This is a genomic window from Planomonospora sp. ID82291 (genome assembly GCF_015711645.1).
Taxonomy (GTDB): Bacteria; Actinomycetota; Actinomycetes; order Streptosporangiales; family Streptosporangiaceae; genus Planomonospora.
This window is the reverse complement of sequence record NZ_JABTEX010000004.1, coordinates 754848-774427: the sequence shown is the minus strand read 5'-3', so window position 1 is coordinate 774427 and position 19580 is coordinate 754848. Positions and strand designations below refer to the sequence as shown.

Annotated in this window: 18 protein-coding genes; 6 read left to right on the top strand and 12 right to left on the bottom strand. The window is 74.9% G+C overall.

Annotated elements, in window-relative coordinates; translation table 11 throughout:
- Positions 1–52 precede the first annotated feature (52 nt).
- Together manA and HS045_RS27900 are read right to left on the bottom strand one after the other, a co-directional pair.
- Entirely contained in the window at positions 53–1207 is a 1155-nt protein-coding gene (gene manA / locus HS045_RS27905; RefSeq protein ID WP_196454436.1) for a mannose-6-phosphate isomerase, class I, read from the bottom strand.
- A complete protein-coding gene (locus HS045_RS27900; RefSeq protein WP_196454435.1) occupies positions 1198–2220 on the bottom strand; it encodes an ROK family protein in 1023 nt (340 codons plus the stop codon). Before HS045_RS27900 ends, manA begins: the two co-directional genes overlap by 10 nt.
- A gap of 282 nt (positions 2221–2502) precedes the next feature.
- Between HS045_RS27900 and HS045_RS27895 the strand changes: the two genes are divergently transcribed.
- Positions 2503–3495, top strand: coding sequence for a pirin family protein (locus HS045_RS27895; RefSeq protein ID WP_196454434.1), 993 nt, complete (start codon positions 2503–2505; stop codon positions 3493–3495).
- Between the two features lie 46 nt (positions 3496–3541).
- Here the strand turns inward: HS045_RS27895 and HS045_RS27890 are convergent, their stop codons facing one another.
- On the bottom strand, positions 3542–4402 hold the full coding sequence (locus HS045_RS27890; protein ID WP_196454433.1) for a universal stress protein: 861 nt from the start codon (positions 4400–4402) through the stop codon (positions 3542–3544).
- 39 nt (positions 4403–4441) lie between these two features.
- A complete protein-coding gene (locus tag HS045_RS27885; RefSeq protein WP_196454432.1) occupies positions 4442–5362 on the bottom strand; it encodes a universal stress protein in 921 nt (306 codons plus the stop codon).
- Positions 5363–5608: 246 nt separating this feature from the next.
- Between HS045_RS27885 and HS045_RS27880 the strand changes: the two genes are divergently transcribed.
- Positions 5609–6307 (top strand): CBS domain-containing protein, encoded by a 699-nt coding sequence (locus tag HS045_RS27880; protein ID WP_196454431.1) that lies wholly within the window; start codon positions 5609–5611, stop codon positions 6305–6307.
- 190 nt (positions 6308–6497) lie between these two features.
- Positions 6498–8132 (top strand): phospholipase D family protein, encoded by a 1635-nt coding sequence (locus tag HS045_RS27875; protein WP_196454430.1) that lies wholly within the window; start codon positions 6498–6500, stop codon positions 8130–8132.
- 72 nt (positions 8133–8204) lie between these two features.
- On the opposite strand, the gene HS045_RS27870 is transcribed toward HS045_RS27875, so the two are convergent.
- The 5 genes from HS045_RS27870 to HS045_RS27855 are packed head-to-tail and all read right to left on the bottom strand — an operon-like array spanning position 8205 to position 11537.
- Positions 8205–8636: an Rrf2 family transcriptional regulator gene (locus HS045_RS27870; protein WP_196454429.1), complete on the bottom strand. Its 432-nt coding sequence runs from the start codon at positions 8634–8636 to the stop codon at positions 8205–8207.
- Positions 8637–8642: 6 nt separating this feature from the next.
- A complete protein-coding gene (locus HS045_RS27865; RefSeq protein ID WP_196454428.1) occupies positions 8643–9524 on the bottom strand; it encodes an ABC transporter permease in 882 nt (293 codons plus the stop codon).
- A complete protein-coding gene (locus tag HS045_RS35625; RefSeq protein WP_255531937.1) occupies positions 9514–9642 on the bottom strand; it encodes a hypothetical protein in 129 nt (42 codons plus the stop codon). Before HS045_RS35625 ends, HS045_RS27865 begins: the two co-directional genes overlap by 11 nt.
- Entirely contained in the window at positions 9632–10423 is a 792-nt protein-coding gene (locus HS045_RS27860; RefSeq protein WP_374191419.1) for an ABC transporter ATP-binding protein, read from the bottom strand. Before HS045_RS27860 ends, HS045_RS35625 begins: the two co-directional genes overlap by 11 nt.
- 40 nt (positions 10424–10463) lie before the next feature.
- A complete protein-coding gene (locus HS045_RS27855) occupies positions 10464–11537 on the bottom strand; it encodes an ABC transporter substrate-binding protein (protein ID WP_196454427.1) in 1074 nt (357 codons plus the stop codon).
- 390 nt (positions 11538–11927) lie between these two features.
- Between HS045_RS27855 and HS045_RS27850 the strand changes: the two genes are divergently transcribed.
- On the top strand, positions 11928–12830 hold the full coding sequence (locus HS045_RS27850) for a TauD/TfdA family dioxygenase (protein ID WP_196454426.1): 903 nt from the start codon (positions 11928–11930) through the stop codon (positions 12828–12830).
- Positions 12831–12944: 114 nt separating this feature from the next.
- On the opposite strand, the gene HS045_RS27845 is transcribed toward HS045_RS27850, so the two are convergent.
- The 3 genes from HS045_RS27845 to HS045_RS27835 all read right to left on the bottom strand — a co-directional run bounded on the left by HS045_RS27845 (position 12945) and on the right by HS045_RS27835 (position 16120).
- Positions 12945–13406: an Hpt domain-containing protein gene (locus tag HS045_RS27845; protein WP_196454425.1), complete on the bottom strand. Its 462-nt coding sequence runs from the start codon at positions 13404–13406 to the stop codon at positions 12945–12947.
- The gene (locus HS045_RS27840) at positions 13403–14683 is read right to left on the bottom strand and encodes a response regulator (protein WP_196454424.1); all 1281 of its coding nucleotides are present in this window, start codon (positions 14681–14683) and stop codon (positions 13403–13405) included. Before HS045_RS27840 ends, HS045_RS27845 begins: the two co-directional genes overlap by 4 nt.
- An 87-nt stretch (positions 14684–14770) precedes the next feature.
- Positions 14771–16120: a lanthionine synthetase LanC family protein gene (locus tag HS045_RS27835; RefSeq protein ID WP_196454423.1), complete on the bottom strand. Its 1350-nt coding sequence runs from the start codon at positions 16118–16120 to the stop codon at positions 14771–14773.
- A gap of 304 nt (positions 16121–16424) precedes the next feature.
- Between HS045_RS27835 and HS045_RS27830 the strand changes: the two genes are divergently transcribed.
- Both HS045_RS27830 and HS045_RS27825 read left to right on the top strand, forming a co-directional pair.
- A complete protein-coding gene (locus HS045_RS27830) occupies positions 16425–17771 on the top strand; it encodes a carotenoid oxygenase family protein (protein ID WP_196454422.1) in 1347 nt (448 codons plus the stop codon).
- Between the two features lie 385 nt (positions 17772–18156).
- Positions 18157–19395, top strand: coding sequence for a multidrug effflux MFS transporter (locus HS045_RS27825; RefSeq protein WP_196454421.1), 1239 nt, complete (start codon positions 18157–18159; stop codon positions 19393–19395).
- The last annotated feature ends 185 nt before the right edge of the window (positions 19396–19580 follow it).

The following is a 19580-nucleotide window of genomic DNA, read 5'->3' as shown; positions in this document are numbered from 1 at the left end:
GATTATCTTCATCCGTTCCCGCCGTCCCCGGCCTGACCCGCCCCGCGCGTCCTCAGGACGGCCCGGCGGCTCGCGGTCCCGCTCCCGCGTCCGGTCCCGCTCCCGCGTCCGGTCCCGCTCCCGCGTCCGGTCCCGCTCCCGGCTCCGCGCAGAACACGGTGCCCGCGGTGGTCACGGTGACGCTTCCCCCGGCGGCCGGGACGAAGGCGGACTCCCCCGCCGCCAGCCGGAGGGGACCGGCCTCCGCCGTGCCCTCGGTGCACAGCAGGATGCGGGGCGTCCCGCCCGCCAGCCGGTGCTCCCCCGTCCCGGTCAGCCGCCGGAGCCGGAACTCCGGGGACGGCGTGGCGTACAGGCCGTCGCGGGCCGCCACCGGCAGGGGGGCGGCGGCCGGGTCGGTGACGCGCAGCAGTTCGGGGACGTCGAGCGGCTTGGGGGTGAGCCCGGCCCGCATGACGTTGTCGGAGCTGCCCATGATCTCGACCCCGAACCCCGTGAGGTAGCAGTGGAGCACGCCCGCGCCCAGGAAGAGCGCCTGCCCGGGGGCGAGTTCGTGCCGCCGCAGCAGCAGCGGGGCCAGGCAGGCGGGGTCGCCGGGGTACTGCCGGGCCAGCCGGACCACCAGCGCGTAGTCGGGATGGTGCACCGAGGAGGCCGCCCAGACGATCCGCCCGGTGGCGCGGTCGCCTTCCAGCAGGGCGCGCAGGGCGTCGAGCGGGGCGCCCCGCCGCAGCAGCGCCGCGGTCTCCGCCAGCGCGGGCACGCCCAGCCGGTCGACGAGCATCGCGGCCTGCTCCGGAGGGCGGAACCCGGCCAGCGCGGTGAACGGCGTGAGCGCGCACACCAGCTCCGGCTTGGGCCAGGGGTCGCCGTAGACGCCCCGGGCGTGGCCGTCGGCCGCCTGCTCCGCGGAGGGGTGCACCTGCAGCGAGAGGGGCCGGGCGACCGCGATGAGCTTCATCAGGTACGGCAGGCGCGCCCCGAACCGGGCGAGCGTGTCCTCGCCCAGGTGCCCGAGGGGGTCGGCGGCGATGGCGTCGGCCAGCGAGCGCCCGTCTCCGGACAGCAGCGACGGACCGGCGGGATGCGCGCCGAGCCACATCTCCGCCTCCGGGCCGGGGGCGGGCACGGGCCGTCCGGTGAGGCCCGCGATGTCGGTGCGCGATCCCCAGGCGTAGTCCTTGACGGGGTTGGTCATCAGGTGCATGCGGTGCTCCTCGGTTCACGGACCGGAGCGCCGCTCTCCGTCCCGCGGGCCTGAGCCCCGTTCTCCGGTCCGCGCGCCTGAGCCCCGCCGGGCGCCGGGCGGGTCCCGGGGCGGGACGGGGACAGGACCAGGGCGGCGGCGCCGAGCAGGCCGGCGTCACGGCCCAGGGAGGTGGCCTCCACCCGCAGGCGGTGCAGGAAGCCGAGTCCGGCGTTGCGGGCGACGGCCTGCCGGAGGGGGTCCAGCAGGACCGGTCCGGCGGCGGCCACGCCTCCCCCGATGACGACGCGGTCGAGGTCGACCAGGGCCGCGGCGGTCAGGATCGCGGTGGCCAGCGCGTCGGCGGCCCGTCGGAACGCCAGCCCGGCGACGGCGCCCCCGGCGCACGCGTCGGCGGCCAGGAGCCGGGCGTCGTCGCCGGTCCAGCCGTTCGCCCGGGCCCAGCGCACCATGCTCGGTCCGCTGGCGACGGTCTCCACGCAGCCGGCGGCCCCGCACGGGCACGGCCCGCCGTCCGGGTCGGCGGTGATGTGGCCGATGTGCCCGGCGTTGCCGGTCGGGCCGAGGTAGGGGACGCCGTCGAAGACGAAGCCGCCGCCCACGCCGGTGGAGACGACCATGCCGAGCACCGCCCGGGCCGGCTCCTCCTCCGGCAGCCCTCGCCACCACTCCCCCAGCGCCATGCACTGGCCGTCGCCCGCCAGCCGTACGGGGCGGCCGGGGACCAGCCGGCCGAGGACCTCCAGCAGCGGGAAGTCCCGCCAGGCCGGGATGTTGACCGGGCTGACGGTGCCGGCCCGCGGGTCGAGCGGGCCGGCCGAGCCGACGCCGACGCCCTCCAGCCGGGCGGCGGGCACCCGGTCGGTGACGCGGCCGACCACCTCCAGCAGCGCCTCCTCCGGGCGGGCCCGGTCCTTGAGGGGGACCTCGGCGCGCGTCACCACCGTGCCGTCGGCGGACACCGCGGCGGCGGCGAACTTGGTGCCGCCGATGTCCACGGCCAGGACGGTCACGGCCCGGCCCCGGAGGCCGGGCCCGCGGCGGGCAGGCGCTTGCTCACTGTGTCCTCCGAGATCATGCGCGAGGTGATTAACCGGATAAGCACAGAGAATCTACGATCCATATGACAACGATGTCAATGAGGTGACGCCGGGAATGATCCGCTCTGCCCCAGCAGAGAAGGGGTTCGTCAGCGAACCGACTGGCGGGCAGGAGAATAACCGGTTCAGGAAAGTCGGCGGCCCCTACCGCGACACGGCCGACCGGCCGGCCGGAGGACGGCATACAGTCACCCCATGAGCGAACCCGACCGGACCGTGTACGGCTGCGCCGTCGCCGAGACGGCCGAGCCCGGCAGCGTGCTGCTGCCCGGCCACGACGTGCCGCTGGGCCGCTACACCACGGTGCGCCGCCTGCTGCCGCAACGGCCGCGCCGGATGGTCGGCGCCTGGTGCTTCGCCGACCACTTCGGCCCCCAGGACGTCACCGGCCGGCCCGGCATGCAGGTGCCGCCGCACCCGCACACCGGCCTGCAGACCGTCACCTGGCTCGTCGAGGGCGAGATCGTGCACCGCGACAGCCTGGGCAGCGACCAGACGATCACGCCGGGGCGGCTGAACCTGATGACCTCCGGGCACGGCATCGCCCATTCGGAGCAGTCGCCGCCCGATCACCCGCCGGGCATGCACGGGCTGCAGCTGTGGGTGGCGCTGCCCGAGCACGCCCGGCACGGCGAGCCGCGCTTCGAGCACCACCCCGCCCTGCCGGTGCTGGCCGACGGGGAGGGCGGGGACGGGACCGTCACCGTCGTGGTCGGCGAGCTCGCCTCCGCACGCTCCCCTGCGCGGGTGCACAGCCCGCTGCTGGGGGCCGAGGTGCTGCTGGCCGCCGGCGGGCGCCGGGCCCTGCCGCTCGATCCCGCGTTCGAGACCGCCGTCCTGGTCATGTCCGGCGCCGCCCGGGTGGCCGGGGTGGACCTGGCTCCGGGAGCCCTGCTGTACCTCGGGCAGGGCCGCGCCGAGGTCGCCGTCGACGCCGAGGGCCCGGCGCGGCTGTTCGTGCTCGGCGGTGAGCCGTTCGACGAGCCGCTGGTGATGTGGTGGAACTTCGTCGGCCGCTCCCACGAGGAGATCGCGCAGGCCCGGGACGACTGGATGTCCGGCCGCCGCTTCGGCGCGGTGACCGGCTGCGCGGCCGAGCCGCTGCCCGCGCCCGGGATGCCGACCGTGCGGCTCAAGGCCCGCGACCGGCACGGCCGGATCCTCCAGCCTCCGGCCGGGGACGCCTGAGATCCCCCGGGGTCGTCCCCCGGGGGATCTCCGGCCCCGCCGGCCGTCAGCCGCGCTCGCGCCGCGGCGGGACGATGACCAGCGGGCAGGCGGCGTGGTGCAGCAGCGAATGGCTCACCGAGCCCAGCAGCAGCCCGCTCAGGTCGCCGCGCCCGCGCGATCCCACGACCAGCAGATCCGCGTCGGCCGAGGCCTCCTTCAGCACCTCCACCGGATGCCCGTGCACCGCCTGCGCGACGACCTCGACCTCCGGGTGGCGTTCGCGCCGGCCGGCCAGGGCCTCGGCCAGGACGCGGCGCTCGTCCCCCTCCGCCTCCTCGGCGGACGCGAGCAGCCGGGGCGAGCCCTCGATGACGGGCCCGCTCCAGGCGTGGACCGCGTGCAGTTCCGCACCCCGAAGGGACGCCTCGGCGAAGGCGAGGTCGAGGGCGTCACCGCCGCCGGGAGAACCGTCGACGCCGACCAGCACGCGCCCGCCCGGAGCCGCCGGGAGCGCGCGCACCACGGCCACCGGGCAGGGGGTGTGCCCGGCCACGCCCAGCGCGACGGAGCCGAGCAGCATCCCCCGGAAACCGCCCAGGCCGTGGCTGCCGACCACCAGGAGCTCGGCCTCCCGCGCGGCCTCGATCAGGCCGAGCCGCGGGTCGCCGGGCAGCAGCCGGGACTCCACCTCGACGGGCCGGCCCTCCTGGCGGGCCCGCTCCACCGCCTGCGTCAGCGTCTCGGCGGCGCCGTCGCGCATCCACCGGCCCACGTCGGCGTGGGGGACGTCCTCGGGCATCCCGAACGCCCACTCCGGCATGACGTGCACGACGCGCAGCCCGGTCCCCCGCAGCCCGGCCTCCCGCACCGCCCAGCCCACCGCGTCCAGACCGGCCTTCGAGCCGTCGACTCCCACCAGGATCACGACGTCCTCCTTCTCCTTGATCCATCACACCCTAGGACGTCACACTCCCCCCTGGGCGCGCACCACCGCGACGGGGCAGTGGGCGTGGTGCAGCACTCCGTGGCTGATCGAGCCCAGGACGGCCGAGCCGAACGTGCCCAGGCCCCGCGATCCGACGACGATGAGGTCGGCGTCCTGCGAGGCGTCGCAGAGGGTCAGGACCGGGTGGCCGCAGACCACCGTCCGGTCCACCTCCACCTGCGGGTACTTCTCCAGCCAGGGCAGGAGCGTCTCCTCGGCGACCTGCCGCTCGGCGATGGACAGGTCCTCGACGAGCGGCGGGTAGACGGTGGCGCCCGATCCCAGGACGGGCATGTGCCAGCTGTGCACCGCGTGCAGGGCCGCGCCGCGCCGTACGGCCTCGGCGAAGGCGTACGCCAGGGCGGCGGCCGAGTGCTCGGAGCCGTCGAACCCCACCACGATCCGGCCCTTGGTCTCCTCCGGCACGTTCCTGGCCACCACGACGGGCACCGCCACGTGCCCGGCCACCGCGAGCGAGACCGAGCCCAGCACCAGGCCGGCGAACCCGCCGAGGCCCCGGCTGCCGACCACGATCTGCTCGGCGCCCGCGGCCTCGCGCCGCAGCGCCTCGGCCACCCGGCCGGACGCCAGCACGGTGCTCACCTCGATCCCCGGCGCGACGCCGCGGGCCACGTCCTGCGCCACCTCGACGACCTCGCGGCAGTGCTCGCCGACCGAGTCGCGGAAGCCGGGCGGCGTGTCCAGCGGGATGTCCAGGGCCCAGGGTTCGCACACGTGGACGATCCGCAGGGCGCATCCGCGCCGCGCGGCGTCCTCGGCGGCCCAGGCGACCGCGGCCGTCGAGGCCGGTGAGCCGTCCGTGCCGACCACCACGTGCGCCGCCGCGCCCGTGTGCGCCGCCGCGTCCGCGTGCGCCGCCGGGTCCGTGTTCGGGGTCATGTCCGCATGCGATGTCATCTCGTCCTCCTCGGGGGGTCCACCCCCATTCGACTCCGTCGCGGTACGGGCCGCAGTGGGCGATGGGCCTCGTGGGCGAGGACTTCGGTCCTCTGGCTTCGGAACCTCCCCCGCGGTGGAATGAAGATGCGGGGGATATCGGGAAGGTTCCAGGGGAACCGGTCGTACGGCCCTCCCGCCGCGCGGGACGGCTCCGTGACCGGGACGGATCCGTGAGGAGGCGGAAGGATGCACGTCAAGGTCCAGGATGTGATGACCACCGATGTGACGTCCGTCAACGGCTGCACGCCGTTCAAGGACGTGGCCGAGGTGCTGATCAACCACGAGGTGAGCGCGGTCCCGGTCGTGGACGGCGAGGGCCACGTCCTCGGCGTCGTCTCCGAGGCCGACCTGCTCCGCAAGGAGGAGTTCAAGGAGCAGTACTACCGGGAGGGGTACCAGCCGCCGCTGCGCGTCCGGCTCCGGCACCGGCTCGGCGGCCGGGAGGACAGCCGGCGCAAGGCCGTCGGGGACACCGCGGCCGAGCTGATGACCGCCCCGGCGGTCACGATCCGCTCGCAGGCCTCGATCGTCTCCGCGATGCGGCTCATGGACGAGCACGGGGTCAAGCGCCTGCCGGTCGTGGACGCCGAGGGGCGGCTGGAGGGCATCGTCAGCCGCCAGGACCTGCTGAGGGTCTTCGTCCGGGACGACGCCGAGATCGCCGAGGAGGTGAACCGGGACATCCTGCAGCGGCCCCTGTGGTCCGGTCCGAACGACGCGACCGCCACCGTCGACCGCGGGATCGTCACCCTGACCGGGCGCATGCGGCTCCGCAGCGACGCCCATCTCGTGACCCGGCTGGTCCAGCGGGTGCACGGGGTGGTCGACGTGGTCGACCGGCTGGAGTGGGACACCGACGACACGCCCCGGTGGAAGAGCCTCTGACCGCACCCGCACCCGCACCCGAAGCCACCGGGCCCGCCGGCGGGCCCGGCCTGCGCGGCGGCGGGCACCGCTCCAGCGGCGGGCACCGCTCCAGCGGCGGGCACCGCTCCGGCGGCGGCTACCGCTCCGGCTCCCGGCCTGCGGCGGGGCGGTCATGCGTTGAACGGGAAGAAAGGGGTAGTTCGCGCCTGTGCACGTCCACGACTGGTTCCTCAGCGCCGCCGAGCGCGGCAACCCGGCCACCGTGATCGACTCCCGGCACGGCGACGGCGCCGCCTGGTCCACCGGTAACGCGGTCCGGCCCCTCGTGCACGGCGCCGCGTACTTCGCCGACCTGCTCGCCCGCGTCCGGGAGCTGCGCGAGGGCGACCTGCTGCTCTTCACCGACTGGCGCGGGGACCCCGACGAACGGCTGGACGGCCCCGGCACCGAGGTGGCCGGGGTGTTCGCGGACGCCGCCCGGCGCGGCGTCGTCGTCAAGGGCCTGCTCTGGCGCTCCCACTGGGACCGGCTCCGCTTCAGCTCGGAGGAGAACCGCCACCTGGGAGAGGTGATCGAGGCGGCGGGCGGGGAGTACCTGCGCGACATGCGGGTCCCGCCCGGCGGCTCGCACCACCAGAAGCTCGTGGTGCTGCGGCACCGCGACGACCCCCGGCGCGACATCGCCTACGTCGGCGGGATCGACCTGTGCCGGACCCGCCGCGACGACGCCGCGCACGGCGGCGACCCGCAGGCCGCCCCGATGGCGAAGGCGTACGGCCCCCGGCCGCCCTGGCACGACGTGCAGGTCGCGCTCCAGGGCCCGGTCGTGGGCGACGTGGAGGCGGTCTTCCGGGAGCGGTGGACCGACCCCAAGCCGCTGACCCGCAACCCCGTGCACCGCCTGGCCGACCTGCTCCGCCACGACGACACGCACGCCGACCCGCTGCCGCCGCAGACCCCGGACCCGCCCGCGTGCGGACCGCACGCCGTGCAGCTGCTGCGCACCTACCCGCAGCGCCGGTCCCGCTACGCCTTCGCGCCGGAGGGGGAGCACAGCGTCGCCCGCGGGTACCTCAAGGCGCTGCGCCGCGCCCGGTCCCTGATCTACATCGAGGACCAGTACCTCTGGTCGCCGCAGATCGCCGAGTCCTTCGCCGAGGCGCTCCGGGCCCACCCGGAGCTGCTGATGATCGGCGTCCTGCCGCTCCACCCCGACCAGGACGGCCTGCTCTCCGGGACCCCGCAGGTCCTCGGACGGCAGCAGGCCCTGTCGGTGCTCAAGGAGGCCGGCGGGGACCGCGTGGCGGTCTACGGGGTCGAGAACCACCAGGGCACGCCGGTCTACGTGCACGCCAAGGTCTGCATCCTCGACGACACCTGGATGACCATCGGCTCGGACAACTTCAACCGCCGCTCCTGGACCTACGACTCCGAGCTGACCTGCGCGATCCTGGACGGGACGCGGGACCCGCGGGAGCCGCACGACCCCGGCGGGCACGGCGACGGGGCGCGCCGCCTCCCCCGGGAGCTGCGGCTGGCCCTCGCACGGGAGCACCTGGACCGCGACGGCGGGGACGGGGCCGGCCGCGGGGACGGCGCCGGCGGGGCCGACGACGACCTGCTGGACCCGCGCGCATTCTTCGACGCCTACGCCGCCGCGGCCGCCGCCCTCGAACGCTGGCACGCCGGAGGCCGCCGCGGGCCGCGCCCGCCGGGGCGGTTGCGCCTGCACGCGCCCGGTCCCCTGCCGCCGTGGACCGCCGCCCTGGTGACGCCGCTGTACCGCGTGCTGTGCGACCCCGACGGCCGCCCGCGCGCCATGCGCCGCTCCGGCGCCTACTGAGACTTGCACCGGGCGACCTCCACCGGGCCTCCAGCGGGCCTCCTCCCGCGGGCGCCGCGCCCGGCCCCGTCCCTATCTCCCGACGGATCTTCCGACGGCCGGCGGGAGGACGCCCGGCACCGTGCCCCTGGTGATGTCGGCCAGGGTGATCTCGGTGAGCAGCCGCTCCTCATGGTCGCGCAGCACGCTCCACACATCGGCCAAGGGCCCGGCCACCCCCGGGTAGCCGCCGTGGTCGCCACCCTCCGGGACGCCCTCCACGATCGTGACGACGTCGGCCAGGGTGATCTCCTCGGCCGGCCGGGTCAGCCAGTAGCCGCCGTCGGAGCCGCGCCGGCTGTGCAGCAGCCCGCCCCTCCTGAGCTGGAGCAGGATGTTGTCCAGGAACCTGCGCGGGATGCTCTGGGCCTCGGCGATCCGCTCGGCGGGCACGGGGCCGGGCGGCGCGGCGGCCAGCTCGGCCACCGCGCGCAGGGCGTACTGCGTTCGGGCTGAGGTCCGCATGGCGGCTCAGCCGACGGTCTGGTGCAGGCCCCACCGGCGGCGCAGGGCGTTGTCGGCGGCCCCGAACAGCATGTCCACCACGATGCCGATCACCAGGATCACGATCATCGTCGCGAGCAGGCCCGGCGAGTCGGCCAGTTCGCGGGCGAAGTGCAGCTGCTCGCCGAGGGACGGCTGGTTGGCGATGATCACCAGCAGCTCGCCGGCCATCAGGGAGCGCCAGGCGAACGCCCAGCCCTGCTTCAGCCCGGCCAGGAACGACGGCAGGGAGGCGGGCAGGATCACGTGCCGGTAGAGCCGGAGCCGCCGCAGGCCGAGCATGTGCCCGGCGCGCAGCAGGATCGGCGGGGTGTAGTCGACGCCGGCGATGAGCCCGTTGGCGATGGACGGCGCGGCGCCGAGCACGACGACGAACATGATGGCGCTCTCGGTCAGGCCGAACAGCAGGATCGCCAGGGGGAACCAGGCGATCGACGGCATGGTCTGCAGGCCGGTGATCAGCGAGCCGACGGCCCTGCGCAGCGGGCGGATGCGCGAGACGAGCGCTCCGACCACGAGGCCGACCGCGATCGCCAGCGCGAACCCGGTGACCGCGCGCCGCATGGTGACGGTCACGGCCGTGTAGAACTCCGCTTCGCCGAGGCGCTCGGCGAGCACGCCGAGGGTCGTGGCGGGACCGGCGAAGACGTACTCGGGCCACCAGCCGGCCAGCACGACCAGCTGCCAGGCCACCAGGACGAGGGTGACGGCGGAGGCGATCGGCCAGGTCCCGGACCAGAGCCGGGAGGCCGGTCCCCGGCGCTGCCGGGTGGTCAGCTCCAGCGCGTCGAGCCCGGCGAGCTGCCGGGCGTGGGCGTCGCCGCGCCGGACGTCGGCGTCAACGGTCATGTCGGGCCACCTTCCAGGGTGCCCCGCCGGCGGCGGGAGGAGTCGGGACGGCGAGGACCGCGAGGACGGCGAGGACCGCGAGGACGGCGAGGACGGCGAGGACGGGGTCAGCGGCCATGGCGCATGACCTCCTCGCGCAGCCGGTCGGTGATCCGGCCCGCCTGCTCGGCCACCTCGGCGGAGTCGGTGCGGCGGGGCCGCTCCAGCGTCACCGGGAAGTCCTCGACGACGCGGCCCGGGCGGCTGCTCAGCAGGACCACCCGGTCGCCGAGCCGTACGGCCTCGCGGACGTTGTGCGTGACGAACAGGACCGACAGGCCGCGCTCGCGCCAGATGCGCTCCAGCTCGTCGTGGAGCAGGTCGCGGGTCATCGCGTCGAGCGCGCCGAACGGCTCGTCCATCAGCAGCACGTCGGCGTCCTGGGCGAGCGCGCGGGCCAGCGCGACGCGCTGGCGCATGCCGCCGGAGAGCTCGTGCGGGCGCTTGGCGCCGAACCCGCCCAGGTGCACGGTCTCCAGGAACTCCGCGGCGCGCTCCCGGCGCTCCCGCCGGGTCACGCCCTTGGCCCGCAGCGCCATCTCGATGTTGGCCGAGACGGTCAGCCAGGGGAAGAGCGCCGGCTCCTGGAACATCATCGCCACCCGGCTCCCGTCGGCCTCGATCCGCCCGGCGGTGGGCCGGTCGAGCCCGGCGACCAGGGACAGCAGGGTGCTCTTGCCGCAGCCGGAGGCGCCGAGCAGGCAGACGAACTCGCCGGCGGCGACGTCCAGGGAGACCTCGTCGAGGGCCAGCAGGCCGGTCCGGCCCTGGCCGTACATCTTGGAGACGGCCTCCAGCCGGACGGCGGGCCCGCGGCCCTCCGCCCGACCGGCGGCCTGCTCCGTGAGCGGAGCGGTCACGTGTTCCTCCTCTTGCCCCGGCGGGCTCGCGCCGGGGGCCTCACTTGGCGGAGATCTGCGGCCGGCCCTTGGCGGCGAGGACCTCGTTGAGGATCTTCAGGTCGTAGATGCCGGTGAGGTCCACCGGGTCGAGCAGCCCGACCTTGACGGCGTGGTCGGCGCTGCCCACCAGGGACGAGGCGATCGGGTCGTTGGTGAAGGTGATGTTCTTGAAGGCGGCGTCGAGCACCTCGGGCTTGAGCGGCTTGCCGGCCAGCTTCTCCAGCGCGGCGTTGGCGGTCTTCGCCGCGTCGGCCGGGTCGGAGGCGATGAGCTCGTTGGCCTCCACGTGCGCCTCGACGAGCTTCCTGACGGTGTCGGGGTGCTGCTGGGCGAACTCCTGGCGGACGATCAGGTGGGTGATCACGAACTCCTTGCCCGGCCACAGGTCGCGCTCGTCGACCAGCACCTTGCCGCCGCTCTCGGTGATGAGGCGGCTGGCGAACGGCTCGGGCACCCAGGCGCCGTCGATGTCGCCGGTGGCGAAGGTCTGGATGGTCTGGGAGTTCTCCTGCGGCACGATCGAGACCTCGCCGCCGCCCTTGGTGTCGGTCGCGACGCCCTTGGAGTCGAGCCAGTGGCGCAGCGCCACGTCCTGGGTGTTGCCGAGCTGCGGAGTGGCGATCTTCTTGCCCTTGAGGTCCTCGACGCTCTCGATGCCCGGCTTGACCACGAGGAAGACGCCGCCCGAGGCCGCCCCGGCGACGATCTTGATGGCCTTGCCCTTGGACTTGGCCCAGGCGTTGATGGCCGGGTTGGGGCCGACGTAGGTGGCGTCGACCGCACCGGAGAAGACCGCCTCGATCGCGGCGGGACCGGCGTTGAAGGTGCTGGTCTTGAGCGCCGTGCCGGAGCCGAGGTGCTTGGCGTACAGCCCCTTCTCCACCCCGACCAGGGCGGTGGCGTGCGTGATGTTCGGGAAATAGCCGAGCCTGACCTCGGCCGGCCCGCCCCCGCCGCCAGCGGAGGCGGCGGTCGTTTCGGCGGGCTCGGCGTTCCCGCAGGCCGCCGCCACGGTGGTGAGCGCCAGTGCGGCCAGAGCTGCCGCCACTCCGCGGGCCCTGCGAGCGTTCATGAAGTTCTCCCTATTTCCCACTTATTTAGTAGACTTAGTGTGTTTATAGGGCCCCAGGCCTTCCACGTCAAGCCGGATCCCGGATCCGTCCCCGAACGGCCGCGCCCGGCGCGTCGGCCGGCGCGTCGGCCGGCGCGTCGGCCGGCGATGCGCCCCGCACCCGGCACGGTCGGCCGTCCCGGGCGACGGACACCCGGGGTCGCGGACACCGCATTACCCTAATTTCCTACTGGTTAGATTGACAATCTCCGGAGGGCGAGCCTACGGTGTGACCGTGACGACCACGGTTCTGCTGACCACCCGCGGTCACGTGGACTTCTGCCGCGTGGCCAGCGCCCTCTGTCCGCCCTTCCGTCTCCCCGCCCATCACCCTTCGGAAGGAAGCAACCCATGTCATCCCTCACCGTCACCCCTGTCGCGGGCCGCATAGGCGCCGAGATCACCGGCGTACGGCTCGGCGGCGACCTGCCCGCCGACGTCGTGGCCGAGATCCGCCTGGCGCTGCTCACCCACAAGGCGGTCTTCTTCCGCGGCCAGGAGCACCTCGACGAGCAGGGCCAGGTGGCCTTCGCGAGCCTGCTCGGCGAGCCGACCACCGCGCACCCGACCGTCCCCTCGCTCGGCGGCAGCGCCCACATCCTCGACCTCGACTACCGCGGCGGGCAGAAGGTCGACCGCTGGCACACCGACGTCACCTTCGTCGACCGCCCCCCGCTCGCCTCGGTGCTGCGCGCCGTACAGGTGCCGGAGGCGGGCGGGGACACGCTCTGGGCCAACACGGTCACGGCCTACGAGCACCTCCCCGCCGAGCTGCGCGAGCTGCTCGACCGGCTGCGCGCGGTGCACACCAACCAGTTCGACTACGCCCGGGTGGCCTTCGCCGACGACCCCGAGCGGGCCCGGGAGTACGCCGAGGTGTTCGCCTCCACCGTCTTCGAGACCGAGCACCCGGTGGTCCGCGTGCACCCGGAGACGGGCGAGCGCTCGATCCTGCTGGGCGACTTCGCCAAGCGCCTGGTGGGCCTGTCGTCCGAGACCTCGGCCTCGCTGATCCGGCTCGTCCAGGAGCAGGTGACCCAGGTCGAGAACACCGTGCGCTGGCGGTGGGCCCCCGGCGACGTGGCGGTGTGGGACAACCGCGCCACCCAGCACCGGGTCGTGCACGACTTCGGCGACCGGCCCCGCCGCCTGCACCGGGTCACCGTCGCCGGGGACGTCCCGGTGGGCGTGGACGGCCGGCCGAGCACCGTGCTCGCCGGTGACGCCGCCGCCTACTCCCCGGTCGCCGCCTGACGGTCCCGGCGGGAGCGCGCGGGGGCCGGCGTCCGGGCGCACCCGGACGCCGGCCCCCGCGACAGGGGGCGAGGAGGCCCCGGGGGCGACGGCGTCTCGGGGGGCGACGGCGTCTCAGGGCAGGAGCGGTCGCCCGGCCCGCAGCCGGGCGAGCGCCCCGGTGAGGTGCGCGCCCGCCTCGGCGAGCGCCTGCTCCAGCCGGGCGGGGTGGCCGCCCAGTTCGCCCAGGCGGGCGGCCTCCGCGAGGTGTTCGGCCTCGGCGCAGAGGCCGGCCACGGCGCTCACCCCGAGGTTGGCGGCCGACCCCTTCAGCGCGTGCGCCTGCCGGGCGGCCTCCTCGGCGTCCGCCGCGGCGATCGCCCCGGCCAGACGGTCCAGCGCGGCCGGGGCCCGCTTCAGGAACGAGACGACGATCCGCTCGACGAACTCGATCTCCTCCTCGGAGTCGTCCTCCATCAGGTCGGCGATGCGGACGCGGACGTCCAGCCCGGCCTCCGCGGTGACCGCGGCCCTTCCGGGGAGCGCCGCGTCCGGGGCGGACCGGTCCGTCCCGGGGACCGGAGCGGGCGGGTTCACGCCGCCACCCCCGACAGATCCACCCCCGCCAGGCCCGCCTCCGCCAGGCCCGCCCCGGACGCGTCCGCCTCCGGCGCGTCGGGCACGGCCACCCAGACGGGCTCCACCAGCTGCACGATGTGCTTGTAGTTGGTCAGGCGCTCCAGGAGCAGCTCCGTGACGCGGACGCCGCGGCCGATGAGCACCGGGCCGTTGACCGCGACGACGTCCTCGGCGATCCGCATGCCGACCTCCAGTTCGCCGATGCGGAAGGCGCGCACGGACTCCCGGGCCTGCGCGATCCCCCGGACCCGCCGCAGGGCGGCCAGCACCGCGTCGTCGTGGCCTCCCTGCCGCTCCAGCGCGGCGACGGCCTTGTCCGCCCCCACGCCCCGGCCGGCGAACCCCTCGAACTCGATCGCCGCGCGCAGCACGCCGACGGCGGCCTCCACGATCGGATCCGACTGCCGCTCCCCGGCACCCCGGCCGACGCCCCGCCCGGGGCCGCGGACCGGGCGGATCCCGCGGACGATCTCCACGACGGTCTCGAGCATCGGCACGTCCTCCAGCAGCCGCGCCGCGATGTCCGGCATGGCGGTGATCATCTTCTGCTCGTCGTCCGGCAGCGGCTGTCCCCGGTCCAGCTTCTCCAGCACGCTCGGCGGCACCGTGACCGCACCGAGCTGGGAGGCCATGGCGGCCACCTCGATCTCCCAGACGTCGTCCAGCCCGAGTTCCCCGCAGAGCGCGCCCACCAGGTCCCGGATGCGTCCCGCGCGGGCGAACGCCTGGGGGCTGGCCAGCTCCAGGCAGCCGAAGAGCGCCTGCAGGCTCGTACGGAGCGTCTTGTCGAGGATCTCCTGCTCGGCCGAGACCAGGCGGTGCCGCTCCACCGCGTCGCGGACGGTGCCGCGCAGCTCCCTGGTGGGGCACGGCTTGCACAGGAAGCGGAAGACCTGCCCGTCGTTGATCGCCGAGACGGCGGAGGGCAGGTCGCCCTGGGCCGTGTGCAGGACGCGGGTGACGTCCGGGTAGCGCAGGCGCACCTGCCCGAGCAGCTCGATGCCGTCGATGTGCGGCATGCGCATGTCGCTGACCACGACCGCGAAGGGACCGTGCTCGGCGAGGGCCGCCAGGGCGGCGCGGCCGTCGGGCGCGGTCACCACGCGGTAGTCGTGGCCGAGCTGGTGGACGAGCGTCTCCAGCACGGCCGGCTCGTCGTCCACCAGCAGGACGGAGGGTGTTTCGGCGGTGAACACCGACGACCGGCGCCACAGCTCGTTCGACTCGTTCGGCATATCGATCCTGTTCCTCATCGCACCCGTCCGATCGGCACCGCCGGAGCCCTGCTGAGCACAACCGGCCGGGAGCCCCGCTCGAACCGCTCAGCCGTTCTCCTCCGCGGCGCGGCGCAGCGCGGCGGCCGGCACCGGGATCGCCGGGAAGGGGTTGTCCGGCAGCAGCACCACCCGGCGCGGCCCTCCGGCCAGCCCGGCGGCGTCCAGGTGGAGCAGCGCGGCGCCGACGCCCGCGGCGCCCGCCATGTAGCCGGTGTCCGCCGTGACCTCTCCCGGCCGGAGCCTCCGGTAGGCCTGGTACCACCGGTAGCCCCGGTCGTCGTGCCCGGTGGCGCGGGCGATCAGGTCCTCGGCGAGCGTGCGGGCGAACTCCAGGTACCGCTCGTCGCCGGTCACCGCCCACAGCCCGGTGAACAGCTCCACCAGACCGGCGGTGCCGCAGCACTGGCAGGCGGTGTTCCAGTAGCCGTCCGTCCGGCGGCGCGGGATCCCGCTGCGCATGACGCCCCGGGCCAGCCGCTCGGCCCAGTCCAGGTCGCCGCGGTCGCCGGTCACCCGGTGGAGTTCGCAGAACATCCGCGCCACCCCCGCCGACCCCGAGCAGAAGCCCAGGTAGTGCAGGTTCCTGCCCTGCGGCACGTGATGCGGGACGGCGGCGCACCCGCCGGTCACCACGCTGACCGTGCGGACGAAGTCCGCCCCTCGGCGGGCGGCCTCCAGGAACCGCCCGTCGCCCGTCACGCCGTACAGGCGGGCCAGCAGGAAGGCGGTTCCGGCGGTGCCGGAGAGGAAGCCGGGGGTGACGGCGTCGGTCGGCAGGTCGGGGCAGTCGCCGAAGCGGTGGCCCGGCACCACCAGGCGGGCGATGCGCCGGCCGGCCTCCACGGCGACCTCCTCGTAGGCGGGGACGCCGAGGATTCCCGCGGCGTGCAGCAGGCCGAGCACGATCCCGCCGTCACCGCGCTGCGCCGGGTCCCTCGACCAGCCGAGGCCGTCGTCCAGCCGCCGCGCGCTCCGCGCGATCCGGTCGGCCGCGGCCCGCGCCGCCTCCTCGAACTCCCCCTCACCCGTCGCCCACCCCGCCTCGGCGAGGGCGAACGCCGTACCGGTCAGGCCGTGGTAGAGGGACAGGTCCGTCTGGTCCCGCCAGGTGGCGGCCAGGTAGCGGGCGCCGGCCCGGGCGTCCTCCAGATAGGCCTCGTGGCCCGTCGCGGCGGCGAGCTCCAGGAAGAACAGCGTGATGCCCGCCGCCCCCGCGTAGAGCGAGGCGGGCTCGGCCGCCAGCGCCGACCGGCCGCGCGGGTCCGGATTGGCCTTCCAGTGCCGCCCCCGTTCGTCGTCGACGGCCGCCGAGCGGATCCATCGTCCGGCCATGATGGCGGCGGTCAGCGGGGTCTCGGCGCGCGCGCTCGACGAGCGGGCCTGGTCCAGGCTCATGACCAGATTATCCCACACATTTGGTAGGAAAATACGGTAATCGCGAAGGGCCCACGGGGCGCCGTTCGCCGCCCTCCGCCCGGGGCCCGCGCGGCGAGTCCGCGGCGCCCCGCCCTCGCCCCGCCTCCTCTCGCCTGAGGGCCTCCCCACGTTCTCGCAGCGGCTCCACCGAGGGTTTTCCGAGCGGCTCTCACCTGGAGCTCCGGCCGGCGGCTGAGGCGGGCGGGAAGAACAAGACTGTCGTCCGCGGATTTTTTCGTGCACGGTTGTCGGCGTCCCCACCCATGCCGATAGGAGCCCCAGCATGTCCGAAACCGTGCCGCTGCACCTGGCGGGCGACAACGCGCCGGTCGCCGAGGAGGTGACCCTGCAGCCGTCCAAGGTCGTCGGCGAGATCCCGGCAGAGCTGAACGGGCAGTTCTTCCGCAACGGGCCCAACCCGCGTACCGGCTGGTCGCCGCACTCCTTCGCGGGCGACGGAATGATCCACACCATCGCGCTGGAGGGCGGCAGGGCGCGCTGGTATCGCAACCGGTACGTGCGCACGCCGCTGTACGAGCACCCCGGCCAGTCCCGCTTCGCCCTCGCCTTCGACCAGGAGACGGGCCGGATCGACTACCGGGTGACCACGGCCAACACCCATCTGATCGCGCACGCGGGCCGGCTGTTCGCCCTGGAAGAGGGCGGCTTCCCCTACGAGGTGACGCCGGACCTCGCCACGATCGGAGCGCACACCTTCGACGGAGCCCTGCGAACCCCGATGACCGCGCACCCGAAGACCTGCCCGATCACGGGTGAGCTGCTCTTCTTCGGCTATCAGCTGCGTCCGCCGTACCTGACCTGCTACCGCGCCTCGGCCGGCGGCGAGGTGGTGCAGAGGCGGGTCGTGGACGTGCCGCGCGCGACGATGATGCACGACTTCGCGATCACCCGCGACCACGTGGTCTTCATGGACCTGCCGGTCGTCTTCGACCGCGCCCAGGCCGCGGCGGGCGGGCCCCCGTGGCGCTGGGACGACGCGCACCGCGCCCGGTTCGGCGTGCTGGCGCGTACGGCCGGCGACGACGCGCCCGTACGCTGGTTCGACGTCGCCCCGTGCTACGTGTGGCACACCATGAACGCCTTCGAGGACCCGCAGGGCGACACGATCACCGTCACCGGCACCCGCGTCCCCACGCTGTGGCGCGGCGGTACCGACGACCTGGAGGGCGGGCTCCCGGTCGTGTACCGCTGGACGCTGGACCTGAGGTCGGGCGCGGTCGCCGAGGAACCGCTCGACGACGCGCCCAGCGAATACCCCCGCATCGCCGACTCGGCGCTCGGGCTGCCCCACCGTTACGGCTACACGACGAGCTTCTCCCTGGACGCCGAGCCTGAGCGGTCGGAGATCTACGCCTACGACCTCACCGGCGGCGGACGGGCGGTGCACCGCCTCCCTCCCGGCCACACCTGCGGCGAGGCCGTCTTCGTGCCCCGAGCCGGGACCGGCGAGAACGAGGGCTTCCTGATGACGTTCGCCCACGACCGCGGCGCCGGTACGAGCTACCTGGCCGTCCTGGACGCCGCCGACCTGTCCGCGCCCCCGCTCGCCGAGGTGCACGTCCCGGTGCGCATCCCCGCGGGCTTCCACGGCAACTGGATCCCGGTCTGAGCATCGGGGAAACCGGACCCGGTGCTCGCCCCCGTCCCGGTGAGCGATCCCGCCGACCTCACGGACAGCAGCGGCCGGATGCGCGTCCGCACCGGTCGGCCCCGAGGTGCGGGCCGACCGGCCGGGGGACGCGATCCCGGCCGGTCGGCGCACCGCTCAGCGGACGGCGAACCGGCCGGACCGGTCCGGGCGCCGCCCCCTGGATCGCACCCCCGACGCTACGTCCCGCCGGACAGTAAGTCAATTTTACCTACTGGTTTTACATGGAATATGATCCGGGCCGTCCGCACGTGACGGGAGATCTTCGGGGCCCGCGGCCACCGAGGCCACCGATCCGGAAAGAGAACATGAACCTGCACACCAGCGTCTTCCCCCCGCGGCTCCCATGACGGGCGGGGAGGCCCCGGGGTCCGCCGCGCTCGGGCCCGCACCGGCCGCCGTGCTCCCGCACGGGCGCACCGCGATGTTCGTCCTGCTCGGCGCGCTGACCTCGGTCGGCCCGCTCGCCATCGACCTCTACCTGCCCGCGCTCCCCCGGCTCGCCGCCGACCTGGGCGTGAGCGCGTCGGCGGCCCAGCTCTCGCTCACCGCGTTCATGGTGGGGCTCGGGGCCGGGCAGGTGGTCGTCGGGCCGCTCAGCGACGCCCACGGCCGCAGGCGCCCGATGCTGGTCGGGTTCGCGGCCTTCTGCGCGGTGTCCGCGCTGTGCGCGGCGGCCCCGTCCGTCGAGGTCCTCGTCGTACTCCGCCTCCTGCAGGGGCTGACCGCCGCCACCGGGGTCGCCCTGACCAAGGCCGTGGTCCGCGACCTGTACGGGGGCATCGAGGCGGCCCGGTTCTTCAGCATGCTGATGCTGGTGACCGGCCTGGTCCCGCTGCTGGCCCCGCTGCTCGGGGCGGAGCTGCTGCGGATCACGCCGTGGCCGGGCCTGTTCGGGGTCCTGGCGGCGGCCGGCGGCCTGCTCTGGCTCACCGCGCTGCTCGCCCTGCCCGAGACCCACCCGCCGGCGCTGCGGAGCGGGGCCGCCCCCCGCGCCGTCCTGCGGCCGCTCGTCCGGGTCCTCCGGCACCGGGCGTTCCTCGTCCCCACCCTCACCGCGGCTCTCGCCAGTGGCGCGATGTTCGGCTACGTCTCCAACGCCTCCTTCGTCCTGCAGGACGTCCACGCGCTCTCCCCGCAGGGCTTCAGCCTGCTGTTCGGCGTGAACTCCGCCGGGATGATCGCCTCCGGCCAGCTGGCCGGCCGGCTCGCCGGGCGCGTCCCGATGCGCCGCCTGCTCGCGGCCGGGCTGGCCCTGTCCGGCGCGGCCGGAGCGCTGCTGCTCGTCGCGGCCCTCGCCGGCCTCGGGCTGCCCGTCGTGACGGCCGCCCTGTTCCTGCTGACCTCGGGAAGCGGGATGGTCTACCCCATGGCGCTGACCATCGCCATGTCCAGCCAGCCCGCCTCCCGAGCGGGCAGCGCCTCGTCCGTCTTCGGCCTGGCCCAGTGGAGCGTGGGAGGGATCGTCGGCCCGGCGGTGGGCGCCTTCGGCACCGGCACCCTGACACCGCTCGCCGTCGCCGTCGCGGCCCTGAGCCTGGCCGGATGCCTGTCGGCGGCCGTGTTCCTGCGCGGAAAGGACTGATCCCGCGCGATCGGCGCCGTGCACCGGGTCCCTGCGGCGGCGCCGTGCACCCGGACCTCATCCGGACCCTCCGGCGGGAGCCGGTCACCGCCGCCGCCGCCGCGAAGTCCGGTTCCAGGACCGAGCGCGGTCCCCCGTAGAACGACCGGCGCTCCGCCGGGGGCAGGTTGCCGACGGTCGAGCCG